We start from the raw sequence: 18,546 nt of genomic DNA on the forward strand, positions 1-18,546 counted from the left end.
AATCGCTCCGATTGGGGCGTTGAAGTGCGGCGGTGCCAACGACCGCCGGGGGTGGAAGCCTGAAGCAGCTGCTACGGCTCCTTCTCGCAATTGATCATCCACGGCACGCCGAACTGATCGACCAACATGCCGAAGCGCTCGGCCCAGAAGGTCTTCTCGTACGGCATCTGCACTGTGCCGTTTTCCTTCAGCGCGTTGAAGATGCGCTCCCCTTCCGCCTGGTCGTGAATCTGGATCGACACCGAGCAACCCTTGATGCCGTCGTAGGGACGATCGGGTGGGCAGTCGGAAGCCAGCAACACCTGGCCGCCGATTTCCAGCCGCACGTGGATGAGCCAGTCGCGGGTTGCCGCCGGCATGTTCTCGCAGTCAGGCGCTTCGCCAAAGCGCATCATCCTGGTGATCTTGCCGCGCAGGCATTGCTCGTAGAACTTGAATGCCGCTTCGGCCTTGCCATCGAAGATGAGGTAGTTGGTCAGTTGCATGGGAATGCTCCGTCGGTTTTCCGTCGAGGCCGAATCGGGATCCGGCTCAAGATTTGGCAGCGACCTGCGCCCGCAGCCGCTCTTCCTGCTCACGCAGTTCGGGCGTCAACTCGGCGCCGAAATCCTCCGCCTCGAACACCTGGCGCAGCTCGATCTCGGTGCCGCCGTCGAATGGCGCACGCTTCAGCCATTCGATCGCCTCGTCCTTCGACTTCACCTGCCACAGCCAGAAACCGGCAACCAGCTCCTTGGCCTCGGCAAACGGCCCGTCGATCACCGTGCGCTGATGACCGGAGAACTTCACCCGCACGCCCTTCGAGCTGGGTTGCAGGCCTTCTCCCGCCAGCATGATGCCGGCCTTCACCAGTTCCTCGTTGTACCTGCCCATCTCGGTCAGCAGTTGCTCGCTCGGCATCACCCCGGCTTCCGAGTCCTTGTCCGCTTTCACTATCACCATGAATCGCATCGTCGTGTCTCCTTGAAGTTCTGGATGGGAGTCTGGACCGGATTACCCGAAATCCCTGCTCTATCCATCCGACGAACGGGACATGGCCAAATCGACATGATCGGCGCATCTATCCATCGCAAACGCCGAGACGATGACCCTGCACACTCAACGCGACAATCCCCCCGCACTCGGAGACAATCGCCGGATGAGTGAATACGAGTACCGCCAGCCGTGAGCGCGCCCCAGCCATCGCCCGTGGCGGCCCCGATCGAACCCGGCCTGATGGTGCTCCACGGCAACCGGCTGGAGGATCTGCGCGACCTGCTCACCGCCTGGCTGGCCCGCGCGCCACTCAAGCCACTGGAAAACGAGCTGATGCTGGTGCAGAGCAACGGCATCGCACAGTGGCTGAAACTGGCGTTTGCACGCCCGGCCGAAGCCGGCGGGCTGGGCATCAGTGCCGCGATCGAGGTGCAGCTACCGGGACGTTTCTTGTGGGCGGCGTATCGCGCCGTATTGGGCCGGGACGCAGTGGCAGCGACCTCGCCGTTCGACAAGTCGCGACTGGCCTGGCGACTTCTTCGGCTGATTCCGCAACATCTGCACGAGGAGGATTTTGCGCCGCTGCGTGATTTCCTCGGCGACGATCCTGACTGGCGCAAGCGCCATCAGCTGGCCCTGCGCGTGGCCGACCTGTTCGATCAATACCAGGTCTATCGCGCCGACTGGCTGGACGATTGGGAGCATGGCCACGATGTGCTGCACGATGAATTGCGCGGCAGCCGCGCGCCGGTCAGCGATGAGCAGCGCTGGCAGCCACGGCTGTGGCGCCTGTTGCTGGATGATGTCGGTGCTGCCCGGCGCGACCAGCACCGCGCCGGCGTGCATCGCGCGTTTCTCGCACGCGCAGCGGCGTTGAGCGAACGACCATCCACCCTGCCGCGACGCATCGTGGTGTTCGGCATATCGTCGCTGCCACAGCAAACGCTGGAAGCGCTCACCGCGCTGGCGCGCTACTCGCAGGTGCTGCTGGTGGTCGCCAATCCGTGCCGGCATTACTGGGCCGACATCATCGAGGACCGCGAGCTGCTCAAGGCCAGCCGGCAGCGGCAAGTGGGCAAGCCCGGCCTGCCGCCCACGCCGCGCTACGAGGATCTGCACCTGCACGCCAACCCGCTGCTTGCCGCCTGGGGCAAGCAGGGGCGCGACTACATCCGCCTGCTCGATACCTTCGATCAGGCCGACGACTATCGCCATCAATTCGCCGCGATCGGCCGCAGCATCGACCTGTTCCACGATGTCGGCGAGGACAGCCTGCTGCATCAGGTACAACAGGCCATCCTCGACCTGCAGCCGCTGCCGGTCCAGCGCCGGCCATGGCGCGATACCGACGCTTCGCTGCGCTTCCACGTCACGCACAATCCGCAGCGCGAGGTGGAAGTGCTGCACGACCAGTTGCTGGCGATGTTCGAGCAGGCCGCGCGTGATGGCATACCGCTGGCGCCACGCGACGTGATCGTGATGGTGCCGGATATCCAGACCTATGCGCCGCATGTGCAGGCGGTGTTCGGCCGGCTGCCCGCCGACGACCCGCGTCGCCTGCCGTACAGCGTGGCCGACCAGTCGTCACGTGCCAACGTGCCGCTCCTGGTGGCGCTTGAGCATCTGCTGGCGCTGCCCGAATCGCGCTTCACGGTCAGCGACATGCTCGACCTGCTCGATGTCCCCGCACTGCGCGCACGTTTCAACCTCGACGAAGGCGGGCTACCCACGCTGCGCCGCTGGATCGAGGATGTCGGCATCCGCTGGGGTCTGGACGCGGCACAGAAGGAGAGTCTCGAGCTGCCGGCGCTGGAACAGAACAGCTGGCGCTTCGGCCTGCGCCGGATGCTGCTCGGCTATGCGGTGGGCGACGGCGAATCGCTGGACGGGATTGCGCCCTACGCCGAAGTCGGCGGTCTCGATGCGGCCCTGCTGGGCCCGCTGAGCCTGCTGCTGGATCGGCTGGAGCACTACTGGCAGCTGCTGCGCACGACGGCCACGCCAGCGGCGTGGTGCGAACACCTGCGCGCACTGCTGGACGACTTCTTCGACAGCGGCGATGACGACGACAGCGTGCAACTGAGCCGACTGCACGATGCGCTTGACGCATGGCACGAGGCCTGTGCCGAAGCCGGCTTCGCCAGCTCGGTTCCGCTCACCATCGTGCGTGAGCACTGGCTGCAGGCAATCGACGAAAGCCGACTGTCGCAACGCTTCATGGGCGGCGCCGTGAGCTTCGGTACGCTGATGCCGATGCGCGCCATTCCGTTCCGTGTGGTTTGCCTGCTCGGCATGAACGATGGCGATTACCCACGCCGGCAGACGCCGCTCGATTTCGACCTGATGACACAGACCGGTCACAGCCGCCCCGGCGACCGCTCGCGCCGCGAGGACGACCGTTACCTGTTCCTCGAAGCCCTGCTATCCGCCCGCGATGCGTTGTACATCAGCTGGGTCGGCCGCAGCGCGCGCGACAACAGCACGCTGCCACCGTCGGTACTGGTCGGCCAGTTGCGTGACTATCTGGCCACCGGCTGGTGTCGCGATGGCACGCCATCCGATGACCATGAGGCCGGCGTGCAACTGCTGGCTGCACTCACCACCGAGCACCCGCTGCAACCGTTTAGCCGCCGCTATTTCGGTGCCGACGATGATGCACGCCTGTTCACCTACGCCCACGAGTGGCAGCAAGCGCATCGCGTCGCACCTGAATCAGCAAATTCGTCGGCGCTCACTCCGTGGCAACCCGACAGCGCACTGAGCCTCGAGCAGTTGCAGCGCTTCCTGCGCAAGCCGGTGGCGTACTTCTTCAACCAGCGGCTGAAGGTGTATTTCACCGAGGCGACCGACGACGTACTCGATGACGAACCGTTCGCGCTCGATGGCCTGGAGCGTTACGGCGCGACCCGCGCGGTGCTGCACGCGGCAATCGACCCGGCCGTCATCACTGACCCGGACAACGCCATCACCCACGCCACCCAGCGCCTGCATGACGAAGGCCTGCTGCCGCCCGGCGGTTTCGGTGCCGCACTGCAGGCGGAGATCGCCGAACAGGCGCATGCGCTCGCGCTCACCTGGCGCGATGCCTGCCTGCACTGGCCGTTGACGGACGACACGCACGAGCTGCGCTACACCAGCGATGGCTTGCTGGTCGAAGACTGGTTGATCGACCTGCGCCACGACGGTGCCGGCCATCTGCGGCGACTCGAACTGCTCAGCGGCACGCTGCTGGCCAGGGATGGAACCCTGCGCCACGAAAAATTGCTACCGGCATGGATCATCCATCTGCTGGCGAACGCCTGCGGGCTGGCGATGCAGACCCAGGTGATCAGCGCCGATGTACAACCCACGCTGCGCGCACTGACACGTGAGGTCGCTGTCCAGCTGCTCGACCAGTTGCTGGCCGCCCTGCGTGCCGGCATGCAGTCGCCATTGCCGATTGCCCGCAAGACTGCGTATGCGTGGCTGCAGGCCGCCAGCTCCGACAAGAACGCCGCTGCTGCGGGAGCCCTCTGCTACGAAGGCAGCGCCTTCTCTCCGGTGCCGGGCGAGCGCATGGAAGATCCCTGTCTCACCCGCGCGTGGCCGGATTTTTCGGCGATGCATGCAGGCGGTTTCGAGCACTGGCTGCCGCTGTATCAGGCGCTGATCGACGCTGTATTGCCGAGGGAGGGCGCGGCATGAATCGCCCCGCCCCGCTCGACCCGTTGCAATTGCCCTTGCACGGCACCCGATTGATCGAAGCCAGCGCCGGTACCGGCAAGACCTGGACGATCGCCGCGCTGTACCTTCGCCTGGTGCTCGGCCACGGCGAGAACGCCACCCCGCTGCTGCCGCCGCAGGTATTGGTGATGACCTTCACCAAGGCCGCCACCGCCGAATTACGCGAGCGCATCCGTACCCGCCTGGACAAGGCGGCAGCGGCGTTCCGCGGTCATGGCCCCGCCGACGATTTTCTTGCTGCCCTGGTCGCAGCCTATCCCGACTTGAATGCTCGCGCCCGCGCCGCGCGCCAACTGGAGCTGGCCGCGCAATGGATGGATGAGGCCGCCGTGCACACCATCCATGGCTGGTGCCAGCGCATGCTCAGCCAGCATGCGTTCGACAGCGGGCATGCGTTCGTGCAGAACGCCACCAGCGACGAAAGCGAGTTGCTGGCTGAGGCCGTACGCGACTACTGGCGCCGGCAATTCTTCACGCTCGATCGCAATGATGCCGAACTGATCACGCGGCTGTGGGCGAACCCGCGCAAGTTGCAGCAGGATGTGCGCTCCCTGCTGCGCCAGCCACTGGAAAACCTGCGATTGGATGGCCATACGCTGCCGGTCATCACGGATCTTCAGGCGACAATCGCAGCCACGCTGACACCCTTGCGCGAGGCTCGGCAACATGCCCGCGCGCTGTGGCTCGCCGATGCCGATGCGATCGCAGCGTTGCTCGACACTGCGATACAGGCGAAGGCGCTCAGCGGTGCCACCTACAAGCCGGCACACTTTCCCGATGACATGATGGCGCTGCGTCAGTGGGCAGCCAGCGGCACCGCGTGCGACGAAAAGATCCTGCAACGCTATGCACAGCGCAAGCTCACCACCGCGACCAACAAGAACGGGATCACGCCGGAGCATCCTGCATTCACGGCAATTGATCGGCTGCTCGATGCGCAGCATGCCAGCGAGACACTCAAGCCGCTGATTCTCGCCCATGCCGTGCCGTGGATCGCCGGCCAGCTGGAGGCCACCAAGCAGCGCCTGGCCCAGCTCGGTTTCGACGACATGCTCAAACGCCTCGACCAGGCCCTGCACGGCCGCCGTGGTGCCCAGCTGGCGCAGACTATCGCCAGCCAGTATCCGGTCGCGCTGATCGACGAATTCCAGGACACCGACCCGCTGCAGTGGCGCATCTTCCAGCGCATCTACGGCGAGCGGAGCGAGACCGGCCTGCTGCTGATCGGCGATCCCAAGCAGGCGATCTACGGCTTCCGTGGTGCCGACATCCACACCTATCTGCGTGCGCGTGGCAGCGCCGTCCAGCCGACCTGGACACTCGACACCAATTACCGTTCCACCCAGTCGATGGTGGATGCAGTCAATCGTGTGTTCGGGTTTGCCGAGCAGCATCCGCAAGGCGCCTTCCTGTTCGGCAAGGGTAATCAGGGACTGCCATTCCTGCCGGTGCACGCGAAAGGCCGCAAGGAACACCTGCAGCTGCATGGCCAATCCATGCCTGCGCTGCGGCTGGCGGTGACACCGGACGCCACCCCGATCAGCAAGAGTGCCTATCGCAAGATGATGGCCGAACATGCCGCGGCGACCCTGGTGCAATGGCTCGACGCAGCCGGCCACGGCGACTGCGGTTTCGTGACCGCGGATGGCCTGTTCACCGCGCTGGTGCCCGGTGACATTGCGATCCTGGTGCGTACCGGCAGCGAGGCCAGCGAGATGCGCAATGCGCTGCAGTCACGCGGGCTGGCCAGCGTCTACCTGTCCGATCGCGACTCGGTCTATGCCTCGCCCGAGGCACGCGACCTGCTGCTGTGGCTGCACGCCTGCGCCGAACCCGGCTCCGATCGCGCGATGCGCGCCGCGCTGGCCACGCCGACGCTGAGCCGGGACTATGCCGAGCTCGACCGGCTCAACCTGGACGAATCGTACTGGGAGCATTGCGGCGACCGCTTCCGTCAACTGCACGATGGCTGGCTGCGTCATGGCGTGCTGGCCATGCTGCACGACCTGCTGCACCTGTTCGACCTGCCGGCGCAGTTGCTGACCCGTGCCGATGGCGAGCGGGCGCTGACCAACCTGCTGCATCTGGCCGAACTGTTGCAGCAGGCAGCCACGACGCTGGACGGCGAACACGCCCTGATCCGTCACCTCGCCGCACAGATCGACCTGACCGATGACCACCAGGCCGACACCGCCGACGAGAAGATCGTGCGATTGGAAAGCGAGTCTGCCCTGATCAAGGTGGTGACCATCCACAAGTCGAAGGGATTGGAATATCCGCTGGTGCTGCTGCCCTTCGTGTGCGGCCTGCGCGAGCTGAAGCAGGACGACAGCTTTGTCTGGCATGACGATGACACCCAACCGGCGCTGGATCTGCGGCCTTCCCACGCGGCCTTGGAGCAGGCCGATCGCGAACGCCTGCAGGAGGATCTGCGCCTGCTATACGTCGCGCTGACCCGCGCCCAGCATGCCTGCTGGCTGGGCGTCGCCAATCTCAAGGACGGCCAGAAGAAGGCCTCGGGATTGCACAAGTCCGCATTCGGTTATGTGCTGTCCGGTGGCGAGCCGATCGAAGAATCGGCATTTTCCGAACGACTCGATCTGTTGCAGTACGGCCATCCAGACATCCATATCGAATCGCTGCCAACCGATGCCGACACCCGACGTTACCGGCCCACTATCACGATCCTTCCCGCCCGACCGGCGCGCGATTACCACGGCGAACCGATCGAGCCGTGGTGGATCGCCAGCTACAGCGCACTGAAAGTCGCCGAGGCTGAATCCAGCACACGCCCGCATGCGCCGGAAACCGCGCAGCAAGACGTGCTGGCTGAAGCCAGCGTCGAACGACCGGACCATTCCACGCCGACCGGCCTCGACCTCAGCCTGAGCATCCACAACTTCCCGCGTGGCGCCGAGCCCGGCACCTTCCTGCATGGTCTGCTGGAATGGGTAGCCGATGAAGGCTTCGCCAACTGCACTCACGCAACGCCCGAACTGGAAAGCCTGATCGCCCGACGCTGCCAGCGCCGCGGCTGGCAAGCATGGATCAATCCGCTGGCGGCATGGCTGCCAGCCTTCCTGGGCACGCCACTGCGCTTGCCTGACGGCGGTCACATGGCGTTGGCCGCACTGACCGATGCGAACGCCTATCGTGCCGAGCTGGAGTTCTGGTTCGAGGCGCATCGCGTGGACACGCTCGCGCTGGATCGGCTGATAACGGCGCACACGCTGGAAGCACGCCCGCGGCCGGCGCTGTTGCCCGATCGTCTCAACGGCATGCTCAAGGGTTTCATCGACCTGATCGCCGAGCACGACGGCCGCTACTTCATCGTCGACTACAAATCCAACTGGCTCGGTGCCGAAGCCTCCGACTACAGCACTGAGGCGATGCGCGACTCGGTACTGCACAGCCGCTACGAACTGCAATACGCGATCTACACGCTGGCGCTGCACCGGCAACTGCGCGCGCGCCTTCCGGATTACCGCTATGAACAGCACATCGGCGGCGTGCTCTATCTCTACCTGCGCGGAGTCGATGGCGACGGTCACGGCGTGCACAGCGAGCGCTTGCCGTACGCGCTGATCGACGCGATGGACCGGTTGTTCGCCCAGGGAGGGTCGCCTGATGTCGCATGATGCCTTGTTCGAACTGCTCGATCAGGCCGTCGCGACGCTGCGACTGCGACCGCTGGATATCGCGCTGGCGCGCTTCCTCGCCGAACGCGATCGCGATGCCGCACCGGGCTTGCTGTGGCTGGGCGCCCTGCTCAGTCGTCAACTCGCCGATGGCCACCTCTGCCTCGACCTTGAGGCATTGTCGGCACTCGCCGACGAACAGGACTGGCCGCCCGGCTGGCGACCGTTGTTGCGCGCGACCACCGAAAACCCGGCAGCACTGTCTCGCTCGCCGCTGGTCGCCGATGGCCACAGCGGCTATCCGGCTAGCGCACCGCTGGTACTCGACGGCACGCGACTGTATCTGCGCCGCTACTGGAATCACGAACGTCAGGTGGCCGCCGCGATCCGCGCACGCCTGGCCCAACCGCAAGCCATGCCCGAACAACTCGCCGACGAACTCACACGACTGTTTCCCGCGCACGCCGACAAAACACCTGACTGGCCGAAGATCGCCTGCGCGCTGGCGGCACGTGGCACATTCACGGTGATCACCGGCGGCCCCGGCACCGGCAAGACCACCACCGTGGTGCGCCTGCTTGGCCTGCTGCAGACACTGCAACTGCGCCAGCATGCACGTCCCTTGCGGATCCGGCTGGCCGCCCCCACCGGCAAGGCCGCGGCGCGCCTGAACGCATCGATTGCCGCGCAGATCGCCCAGCTCGACGTGGACGACGCGACCCGCGCCGCGATTCCCGCCGAGGTCGTCACCCTGCATCGCCTGCTCGGCGCGCGGCCGGATACCCGTCGTTTCCGCCACGACCGCGGCAATCCGCTGCATCTGGATCTGCTGGTGGTCGACGAGGCCTCGATGATCGACCTGGAAATGATGTCCGCCGTACTCGCCGCGCTGCCCCCAACGGCGCGGCTGATCCTGCTCGGCGACAAGGATCAACTCTCCTCGGTGGAAGCCGGTGCCGTACTCGGCGACCTGTGCCGCCGCGCCGAGGCAGGCCATTACAGCGCGGCCACGGCCGACTGGCTGCACGAAACCACCGGCTCCGACATTCGTGCCTTCGTCTGCGATGACGCGCAGCCGCTGGATCAGCAATTGGCGATGCTGCGGCACAGCCATCGCTTCGGCGACAGCAGCGGCATTGGCCAACTCGCGCGCGCCGTGAACGCCGGCGACACTGACCGCGTGCATGCGCTGCTGGCCGCGCCGTCAACCGACCTCGCCTGGCTGCCCATCAGCCAACACAAGCAACTGGCCGAGCTGGCCATCGATGGTGGCGACGCGCATCTTTCGGTCAATGACGGCAGCACGATCCATCACGAGCGAGCCGTCGGCTATCGCCACTATCTGGAACTGCTGCGACGCGAACGCCCTGCTTCCGCCATCGATGCCGCCGCGCATGACCACTGGGCACGCGACGTGCTGCAGGCGTTCAACCGCTTCCAGTTGTTGTGCGCATTGCGCCAGGGGCCACACGGCGTGGAAGGGCTCAACGAGCTGATCGCCGATGCGCTGCATGCGCAGGGACTGATCGAGAGCAGCCACGGTTGGTACGAGGGGCGCCCCATCATGCTCACCCGCAACGACTACAGCCTCGGTCTGGCCAATGGCGATGTCGGCATTTGCCTGCGCAAGCCGGACGAGCGTGGCCACTTGCGTCTGTCGGTGGCGTTTCTCGCCAGCGCCACGGCTGACTCGACCAGCAGCACGCGCATTCGCCATGTCGTGCCCGCACGCCTCGGCGAAGTCGCCACCGTCTACGCGATGACCGTACACAAATCGCAGGGTTCGGAGTTCGAGCACACCGCGCTGGTACTGCCTACCGAAACCAGCAACGTGCTGACCCGCGAACTGCTCTACACCGGCATCACCCGCGCCCGGCGCTGGTTCAGCCTGATCGGCAGCGAAGCCATCGTCGATCTCGCCACCCGCCAGCGCACCCGCCGTTACTCGGGGTTGGCCGAACGGCTATCCACCGATTGAGATGTTCCATGAAAGCGCGCGCCACCGGCCTCCTGTGATCCTGGAGAGGTCCACATGGTGACCTACAGCACCGTCAGATCTGTGTCCGCAGCGACAGCAGACTACCCGACACAATCAAGTCGGTGAGCAGGACTCGCCCGCCCCGACCGTCGATGTCTGCACGCTACCCGATGCATTCACGCCCAACGCATTACCAGGCACCGCCGTAGTACTGATGCCGGTGCCGTTCGTGCCATCACGATGGCAGGCCACGAATTTCAGCGTGGACCCATTGGGATTGAGCTGGCCTTGCTGACCGAACGTGATGACCGTGTTGCCCAAATACTGAACCGATATGCCCGGCTGTGCGGGGATGGCGCGCAACAAGATCGACGACTCGTCATACGCCTTGTTGGCCGAGGCTGTCCCCGCTGGATAGGTATAGACGATCCAGCCCGGATCGAAAGCCTGCCCGCCCGGCGTGCACGAATCACCCGTGCTGCTAGGGCACATCGACACCAGCTGTCCGCGCGTAATCGCCTCGGTACGGGCATACGCCAAACTCGCCAGTAGCGCGTTGCTGGTTGAGCTGACCTGATTGCGGTGGATCACGTCGCGAAAGCTGGGCACGGCAATCGCCAGCAGGATCGCTGCGACGGTGATCGTGATCATCAGTTCGAGCAGGCTGAAACCATGTTGGCGGGTCAACCGATTCATGGCCCTCACCAGCAATGGCCGTTGGTGTTGAAGTTGGCATCGCTTGCCGCTGGCAATTTGACTCCGGCATTGCTGATCGACAGCGCGCTGCACGCATCCCTGGCCTGTGCACCTATCGGTGTCGCTGTCGCGACAAACACAGCGGAACTGTTGCCTGCCGGATCCGCCTCTACCTGGATCTGTGCCGAGTAATAGCCCTTTTCCGATATCGCCGGATTGGCATAGCCGAGTCCCGGTGTGCCACTGAGCGATCCGTATTGATTGTTCGTCGCGTAGTAGCGCTCCTGTGCATTGGCAATCTGCAACAGCAGCTGCTGGCCATCCGGCCGACGGGCGCGATACGCATAGCGTCCATAGGCCGGAATCGCGATGGCTGCCAATACCGCAATGATCACCACCACGATCATCAGTTCGATCATGGTGAAACCGCGCTGCCCGCTCACCGGGTTCCCATGGTCGTCAATCATTGTTCAGCTCCCGCCATGAGCGACGACGCCAGACAGCATCGTTGATGTTGAGCGCCGAGCCACTGCCGGACAACTTCAATCCCGGGATCAGCACGGTGCCACCGCCAATCGTCGTCACCAACGGGACGGAACCCGTGGTGCGCGGATTGTTGACGCGACCACCAACCACCGAGGTATCTCCGGCTCCTGTGCCTCCCCAACCCGTCACGGCCGGACCGCTCAGGCCACCACCCGATCCGCCTGTGGCCGCGTTCACCGCCATGACCGCACCCTGGATGCTCGCGTCACACGGATCGTTGGTACCAGGAATCAGGGTCTGGATGACCACACGCCCGGTATCGAACAGCGCACCTGGCGTGACCACCACGCGTTCACCCGCCGAGGATGTGCTCGGGCCCAGGTTGAAATACCAGCCCTTCTTGTCCATGCCCACCGGGTAGTTGGTGAGGCCGCGGGCAACTGTCTTGCCATCAGCCGCCGTCTTCTCACTCAACGTCTGCTGCACCAGATCCGATGGCGTGACGATCGAGCCCATGTCACGGATACCGTAGACCGCCTGCATCGCCGAACTGCCGCTGGTGTTGTCGCTGGCTCCCAGGTATTTGCCGGTACCGAACACCGCGATGAACCTGTTGGTGGCCGGATCCCCGAACAGGCGCGGCATCGAGGTGATCGGCTGCTTGCCGACCAGTGCCGTGCCTGGCTGATAGGCCAGCGTGATCACCCAACTGGACGGATTGGCATCGCCGAGATCGAAGCGCCACAGGTTGCCGTCCAGATCGCCTGCAAACGCCACGTCATCGATCTGGTCATCGTTGTAGTCACCCAGCACGGGTGTCGCCAGGCCATGGCTGACCACCGTACCGCTCGCGGCCGAATCGGAGGTCTTGATCTCGCGAATCAGCTTGCCGGTCTGCGCGTCGACCACAAACAGCGAGCTGAAGGTATTCGCGGCAGCGGCCGGTGATGTGCAGTTGGCGGCAGTGAACGGCGCCTTGCTGCAATCCGGGAAATAACCAGCCGGTATCAAAACCGCCCACTTGCCGTTGTTCAGACGACCGATGTTTGGCTGGCCATACGTATAGCCCAGGTTGGATGGCTTGCCGCCGGCCACATTCGGCATGTCGGCATTGAACTCCCACAGTACCTTGCCGACGCCCATCGTCGTCGGATCGGTAATGTCCAGGGCATAGACACCACGTCCGCCAAGGCGCAGTCCACCGACGAGGATGGTGTGCCAGCCCTTCAAGGTTGCCACGGGCGAGGTGGTATCCGTGCGGAAGAACACATCACGGCTCACCGGCACGCCATCCACCGTCGGCATGAACTTGAAGTTGCTTCTCGTCGTGAGGTTGCCGAGATTCGCGTAGACCGAGCGTGGCACGTAGGCAAACAGCTCCTTGCCGGCACCGGCCGTGGGCTTGATCACGCTGAGCGACACGGACGTGTCCTCGTACTGGGATGCATCGAAGGCGTGCAGCATGCCGTCGTTCGCACCCACGTAGACCACCGGCTTGCGCGTCAGGTGATCCTTCACGAAATACTCGTAGCTGTGGCACGTCGACGGCGAAGTCGTACCGCAATCCGCACTGTCCCCGTCCACTGCGGTCCACTCGGGCGAATCTGTCGGCCAGGTATTGCGGTAGCCGCTGGACGGATAGGTCACATAGAGCGCCTGCGAGCCGATGATGGCTCCCAGCAGATGCGAACGCTGGCGGAAGGTGGTGCCCTCCCTGGAGCGATCACCGCGCAGATAGTCCACGCGTGTCTGACCAGTATCATTGGTGCCACTGTCGATACTGGCCGGTGAGCCGCTCAGCAAGGTCTGCCCGGCCGTATCCAGGTCGGTGAAGGTCTTGAATTCGACACCGCCGTCGAAGCCACCGTCAGCAGCTGCCTTCGCCGTGAAGATGGCTCGCCCGGATGGAGGCGTCCTGGTGGCATCGTCGAGAATTGCCCCTGCATCCCACGCTGCCGCCGTGCCGGTCGTGCCGTCCGTATCCACGGCGACAGCCTGCAAGGTACCGGTCCAATCGGCCGAGCTGTAACCCGTACTGAAGCCAAGCGCACCAGGCACCAGTACCGAAGTGTTGACGGCACCGGTGGTGGCCGGCGCGCTGCGCGCACTGATATTGGTCAGGATCGAACTGAGTTGATCCACCAGATTTTGCGGATTACCGGCATTGAAGTAGGCGCCTCGGCTGTTGATGGCAGCGTGCCAGGTATCGTCGATGCCCTCTGCCGCATTGTTGGCAGGCGTCGTCCAGCCAGTATTGCCAGTGGAGTTTTTCTGTCCCTGCCGCAACGCACAGATGTCATTGCTCGCGTTCTTGACGCAATCCACATCCCCCGAATAGGTGAGTTTGCCCGGCACACCCAAGGTGACCATGTACTCGACCATATGCGGCCAGTTGGCGGGGTCGTTGTTCGGATTGAAATATTTCTCCAACGCAGTCGAAGTTGCTCCGCCCAGCACTCCTGTCGTGGTGTCGGGCATATAAGGAGGCACGACCTTGCCATTGGTTGGATCGTAGAGATCTGGGCGAAGGTTCGTTGCCCAGTAATTGAAGGCAATATTGGCCTGCGACGAAGTCAGTTTCGTACCCTGCACATTCCAGAACACCCGCGATTCGGCAGCGGTCACGCCGTACTTCGTGCCATCCGGCAACGTGAGTGCAGTCTGCGAGTCAGAAAATCCAGATGGGAGTGTCGGGTTGTCTTCGTTCCAGTAACCATCCGTTACCAGCATGTGGAAATTCTGCCGGCAAACCAGTTCGCTGCCATCGGCGCCAGTCTTCTGCGGTGGATCCCAATACGGGTCATGCAAATCGCCGCTGCCACCGGTATTGCCAACTTTGGTAGCGCTGTTGTAACCGCGCTGGAAAAATTTGCCGGCACGAATTGCCGATGCACGGGCGGGCGTGGTATCCGTCGCGTTTACGCCGAATATCCAGTTGAAGAATGCACTTCGATAGCAGTTGGGCGATGTCCTGAATGGTGCTGTTGCTTGCAGGGAAATGGTTGATGGATTGACGGAACTTGCATTGCACACCGGCGAGTTCAGATCGAGCAGGCTGGTGATGATCGTGCTGTCCTGCAGATAGAACGTACCGTTCGTATACAAGTTCTGCCATGCCACCCGGAACGCGTTGCCAAAGCCACCGGTCGGTGTTGAACTGCCCAGGCCGCCGAAGACGCGCGAGAGTGCCGTGCGTGTCATCAAGTTGCGGGTACGGTAATAGGCATACCAGTTGGCGAAGTTCTGCCACTGGTTCACCGTGACGCCATTTATGTTGGCATTGGTATTGGGGACCGGCACGGCCTCCCAATTCGCCGCGGTGTAAAGCGTCTTCTGGCCGCCACTCGTTCCCGTGGTGGGGCGCCCATAGCTGTCCACCGCGATCGTGGTGCCCGACTTCAAGCGGTAATAGTAGGGGCCGCCGTCCGGATAAGCATTGCCATCGGACCCCTTCTTGCTGCTGTCCATCGGGGACGTGGAGTCGTAGCCACATTTCCATCGTTTGTCGCCAAGACTCTGCGGCGCAGGAAAATTGCCGTTTGTTGTCTGTGAAGACTTGGTCGGCCTGTTCGTCTGCGTGGAATACCACCCTTTTCCTGTCGGAAAGACGCCATAGACCCAGGTATTTGCATAGTCCGTGTTGGATCCCGTGCCAATCCAATACCAACCAGACTGCGGCGCGATAGTACTTTTAGTTCCAGTCAAATCAGTGGCTGCGGTCGTATCGAACGACCCACCTGGGTTGTCGTTGTAACCGCCCAGAGCATCCAGTGCCTTCTGGTTGTACGGTCGATTTACCCCAATACCGTCCTGGGGCACGATTTTCAGCGCACGGTCGGCTTGTGGGAACACCGAGCCGTCTGCCCTTGCAGGTGGCGTATAGAGCACATTGGGGTTGTAGTACACGCCATTCATCGCACTCGCGAGAATGTTGCTGGCATGGGTGACCCGCGGATCAATCACACCGGCACAACGCCACTGCCCCGTCCAGCTGCCATCGTCAAATGGCCGTTTGTCGCCCATGTAGTTGTTGGCCATCGACCCCGAGTCATCGAAGGTGACCACGATGTTCGGTGCCACAGCCTGGGTGTCGTTCGGTGGTGTAGGGCTGAGTTCCACTGCTGCGATCGGTGCCGTACTTGCTGCGGCAGGGGCCGCACCCGCAAAGGCCGAGAACACCCAGATCGGTGCAACTTGCGCCTCGGCTTCAGGCGCGAAAGGAGCCGACAGCCCACCAAGCAGGGTCAGCGCGAAACCAAGCGCAGCGACATGCCTGGAACCAGATACGAAATCACGGATACGCATGGTGCAGATGCTCCGGCTCAATTGCTCTTGGCGGCGAACGTGCTTTCCAGCACGCGCATGGTGTTCTTGTCGCCACCCGTGGCGCGTGCAGTGACGCGGTAGACATGGCGGCTGGTGCTGCCGACGCCGGTTCCACCGCTGCCGGTGGAACCCGATTCGTGCAGGCCGCCGCTGACACCAGGCGGCAACTCCACACCCATGTCCTCGATGAGGTAGACCGGGTTGTTGGCGAGTCTGGACGTCTCATAACCGCTGCTTGGCGCGGTGTAGTTGACGCTGTTCCCCGGCCCGCGATGGGTCTGCGCCCCGGTGGCTATCCACGTGGGACTGGTACGGAATTTGGTTACCGTGCCGGTCTTGCCGTAGACGGCGGCATTCGCCGGGTCATAGCGGTAACAGCCACCTGAAAGGACACCGCTACCGCATAGCAGCGGTGTCGAGGTGAGTTTCAACGTGCTGGTCCACAGGGTCCATTCCGCACCGCGCAAGGCGGTATCCGCACTGATCTCCGCCAGCTGCGCATTGCGCAGGCCACCCGCCATGCGTTCCTGCAGCAGCGACCGTCCCGATGCGCTCATCGCCAGGATGGTCAGCAGCAACAGGAAGATCAGCGCAACGACCAGCACTGCGCCGCGCTGCGCGTATCGCCGACTTTGATGAAAACGTGCCTGCATCATGAAGTGCTCCGGTTCGTGGGAGAGATACACGTGGCTGACCGCGACATCACGGATTGAAGTTGCGCACCGAGACCACGGCGGTGAATTCGCGGCGGATCATCGGATCCACAAAACCCTGGTCGCTCGGCTTGATGGCGTGCGCCGAAGGTGCGACCGGCCTGGGCTGGCCATCGATGCCGTAGCTGTAGGCCAGCTCGGATGCGGCAAGCGTGTACAGCGGGACCTGGCCGTCGATGACCATGTTCACCTCGATACTGCTGACCGCACGCCACAGGCATCCCGCAGTCGTGATGGCATTGGGCTCGGCGGGTGGACAGGTGATGCTGGCGGCCTTGTCGACATCGCCTGCGGGCAGGTAGCGGATCTTGCCGTCGGCATCCTGCACGCCATAACGGAAGTCCAGCCGCTCGACGCCGCGCACCAGTTCATCCTCGGAGCCGCCCGGCTTGCCGGCACCACCGTTGACGCGACGGATCAGGGCACCGGTCTTCTGGCCGTTGCCGTCGTCAACCACCTTCGCGTAATAGGTGACCGTCTGGTAGTCGCGGTTGAAATCGAACACCTTCGGTGCCGACAGCGGCTGCTGTGGCGCAGGGATGGCAAGGTTGCCGGCTGGATCGGGCGTCAACGTGTTGCCGGCCTTCGTCACGGCGAAGACCTGGGCGTTGGAGCAATCGGCCAGCATGGCAAGATCGCCCGCCGCGAAATCGGCGGTCGATGGCTCGCTGGAAGTAGCCTGCCCCAGCGTGATGCTCTGCATGACATTGGGACTGGCGGTGTCCACCGCCAGATGAGTGCCGGTGACGCTGTCATCGACGACTGCCCAGCCGCGCGAGGCATTCACGTAGCGCACCGTGATTACATCGGTGCCGACAACGCGATTGCCCACGACCGTGCCCATGTCGGGAATGCCGGCGACTGTCGCATGCGGATCGACCGGCTTGCAGGTGCTGCCCGTCTTGCCGCAATCGTAGCCACGCATCGACAGGTAGGACGGAAGCGAATAGGGCGCCGAAGGGGCCGACGGATAGCTGTTGCCACCGCTGCTGGTGCCCCAGCCTGTGCTCACATCAGCCATCGCCGTGACGAGGCTCTGGGCATATACCTTCGGCGCCCGCAGACCATCCAGGTACACCTGCGATGCCGCGGCAGCCTTCGCAACACCGCCGGAATTGGTGCAGTACTGGCCGTTGGCCATACGCAGGTCACCCTTGAGTCGAGTGACCGCGAAACGCCCTTCCTCCTGCAGGCGTGCCAGCTGGTTCTGCGCGCGATTGCTTTTGGCGGTCGACGTGAACACGGTGACGATGCCGGCCGCCACGATCAGACCCAGCACCATGGCTACCATCAGCTCGATCAAGGTAACGCCGGCCTGCCGACAACGAAGACCAGCCATCGTCAGGGTCATCATGGCTGGAACTCCCAGTCGAACGTCTGCATCTGGGCAACGCGATGATCCTTGTCACCTGTCCCTTGCTCACTCCACTGGACGCGCATCTTGCATGTGCCCCCGTAAGGTGGACGCATGCCGATCTGGCCTGGCGTGGCCGCCGGAGCCGAGGTGCTGGTCGAGGGTGGAATCCATGTCGCAGGCGCATAGCCGGCATTCCTGGCATCGCAATTGATTCTGGCTTTGGCGTTGGGCAGGAAGGTAGTGAGCTGACGGCTCCAGCTGCCCTGATCGGACTGCGCGAGAGCGGCAGGCGTGCAACCTGCGCTGCAGTCGGCGTTGGCTGCGGTACCTGCACTGACGGGATAACCCGACGAGTTGTAACTGCCGCTCCAGACGCCGACGGGGTTGGCGCTCATGCGGTCGGCCATGCTGCCGGCCAGAAAGGTCACCTGCGTGCGCAGGTAGGCTGCATGATTTGAACGGGTGGCCATCACCAGCAGGCCAGCCAGCCCGAGCAGGCCGATGCTGAAGATCAGCACCGCCATCATCACTTCGATCAATGAAACGCCGCGCTGGCTTGACCACCGTCGCATGCAGAGTCCCTCGCTGAGATTCTCTGCAACGTAACATCGTAAATTATTACGTCAATAACTTGCGGATGGACGGTAGCAAAAC

Annotated in this window: 11 protein-coding genes; 3 read left to right on the forward strand and 8 right to left on the reverse strand. The window is 63.6% G+C overall.

Going from position 1 to position 18,546, the window contains the following annotated elements; all coding sequences use genetic code 11:
• Positions 1-71 precede the first annotated feature (71 nt).
• On the reverse strand, positions 72-485 hold the full coding sequence (locus tag B0E51_RS08290; RefSeq protein ID WP_077444431.1) for a VOC family protein: 414 nt from the start codon (positions 483-485) through the stop codon (positions 72-74).
• A 46-nt stretch (positions 486-531) separates the two neighbouring features.
• Positions 532-951, reverse strand: a complete 420-nt coding sequence (locus B0E51_RS08295) for a YciI family protein (RefSeq protein WP_077444432.1) — start codon at positions 949-951, stop codon at positions 532-534.
• A gap of 213 nt (positions 952-1,164) precedes the next feature.
• Between B0E51_RS08295 and recC the strand changes: the two genes are divergently transcribed.
• From recC to recD, 3 genes are read left to right on the forward strand one after another with little or no spacing between them, the layout of a single operon-like run.
• Positions 1,165-4,659 (forward strand): exodeoxyribonuclease V subunit gamma, encoded by a 3,495-nt coding sequence (gene recC, locus B0E51_RS08300; protein WP_254424468.1) that lies wholly within the window; start codon positions 1,165-1,167, stop codon positions 4,657-4,659.
• Complete coding sequence (gene recB / locus B0E51_RS08305) at positions 4,656-8,336, forward strand: exodeoxyribonuclease V subunit beta (RefSeq protein WP_077444433.1); 3,681 nt, start codon at positions 4,656-4,658, stop codon at positions 8,334-8,336. The genes recC and recB overlap by 4 nt, the downstream gene beginning before the upstream one ends.
• A complete protein-coding gene (gene recD, locus B0E51_RS08310; RefSeq protein WP_077444434.1) occupies positions 8,326-10,314 on the forward strand; it encodes an exodeoxyribonuclease V subunit alpha in 1,989 nt (662 codons plus the stop codon). Before recB ends, recD begins: the two co-directional genes overlap by 11 nt.
• A 114-nt stretch (positions 10,315-10,428) precedes the next feature.
• On the opposite strand, the gene B0E51_RS08315 is transcribed toward recD, so the two are convergent.
• From B0E51_RS08315 to pilV, 6 genes are read right to left on the reverse strand one after another with little or no spacing between them, the layout of a single operon-like run.
• Positions 10,429-11,010 carry a GspH/FimT family pseudopilin gene (locus tag B0E51_RS08315; protein WP_077444435.1) on the reverse strand — a complete coding sequence of 194 codons (582 nt, stop codon included), beginning with the start codon at positions 11,008-11,010 and terminating at the stop codon, positions 10,429-10,431.
• Between the two features lie 5 nt (positions 11,011-11,015).
• A complete protein-coding gene (locus tag B0E51_RS08320; protein ID WP_077444436.1) occupies positions 11,016-11,477 on the reverse strand; it encodes a type IV pilin protein in 462 nt (153 codons plus the stop codon).
• The gene (locus B0E51_RS08325; RefSeq protein ID WP_077444437.1) at positions 11,470-15,801 is read right to left on the reverse strand and encodes a PilC/PilY family type IV pilus protein; all 4,332 of its coding nucleotides are present in this window, start codon (positions 15,799-15,801) and stop codon (positions 11,470-11,472) included. Before B0E51_RS08325 ends, B0E51_RS08320 begins: the two co-directional genes overlap by 8 nt.
• A 17-nt stretch (positions 15,802-15,818) precedes the next feature.
• On the reverse strand, positions 15,819-16,478 hold the full coding sequence (locus B0E51_RS08330) for a PilX N-terminal domain-containing pilus assembly protein (protein ID WP_143525853.1): 660 nt from the start codon (positions 16,476-16,478) through the stop codon (positions 15,819-15,821).
• A 46-nt stretch (positions 16,479-16,524) separates the two neighbouring features.
• The gene (locus B0E51_RS08335) at positions 16,525-17,889 is read right to left on the reverse strand and encodes a PilW family protein (protein WP_077444439.1); all 1,365 of its coding nucleotides are present in this window, start codon (positions 17,887-17,889) and stop codon (positions 16,525-16,527) included.
• Positions 17,886-18,464: a type IV pilus modification protein PilV gene (pilV, locus tag B0E51_RS08340; protein ID WP_077444440.1), complete on the reverse strand. Its 579-nt coding sequence runs from the start codon at positions 18,462-18,464 to the stop codon at positions 17,886-17,888. Before pilV ends, B0E51_RS08335 begins: the two co-directional genes overlap by 4 nt.
• Positions 18,465-18,546: the final 82 nt, after the last annotated feature.

Source organism: Rhodanobacter sp. C05 (assembly GCF_002001165.1).
Taxonomy (GTDB): Bacteria; Pseudomonadota; Gammaproteobacteria; order Xanthomonadales; family Rhodanobacteraceae; genus Rhodanobacter.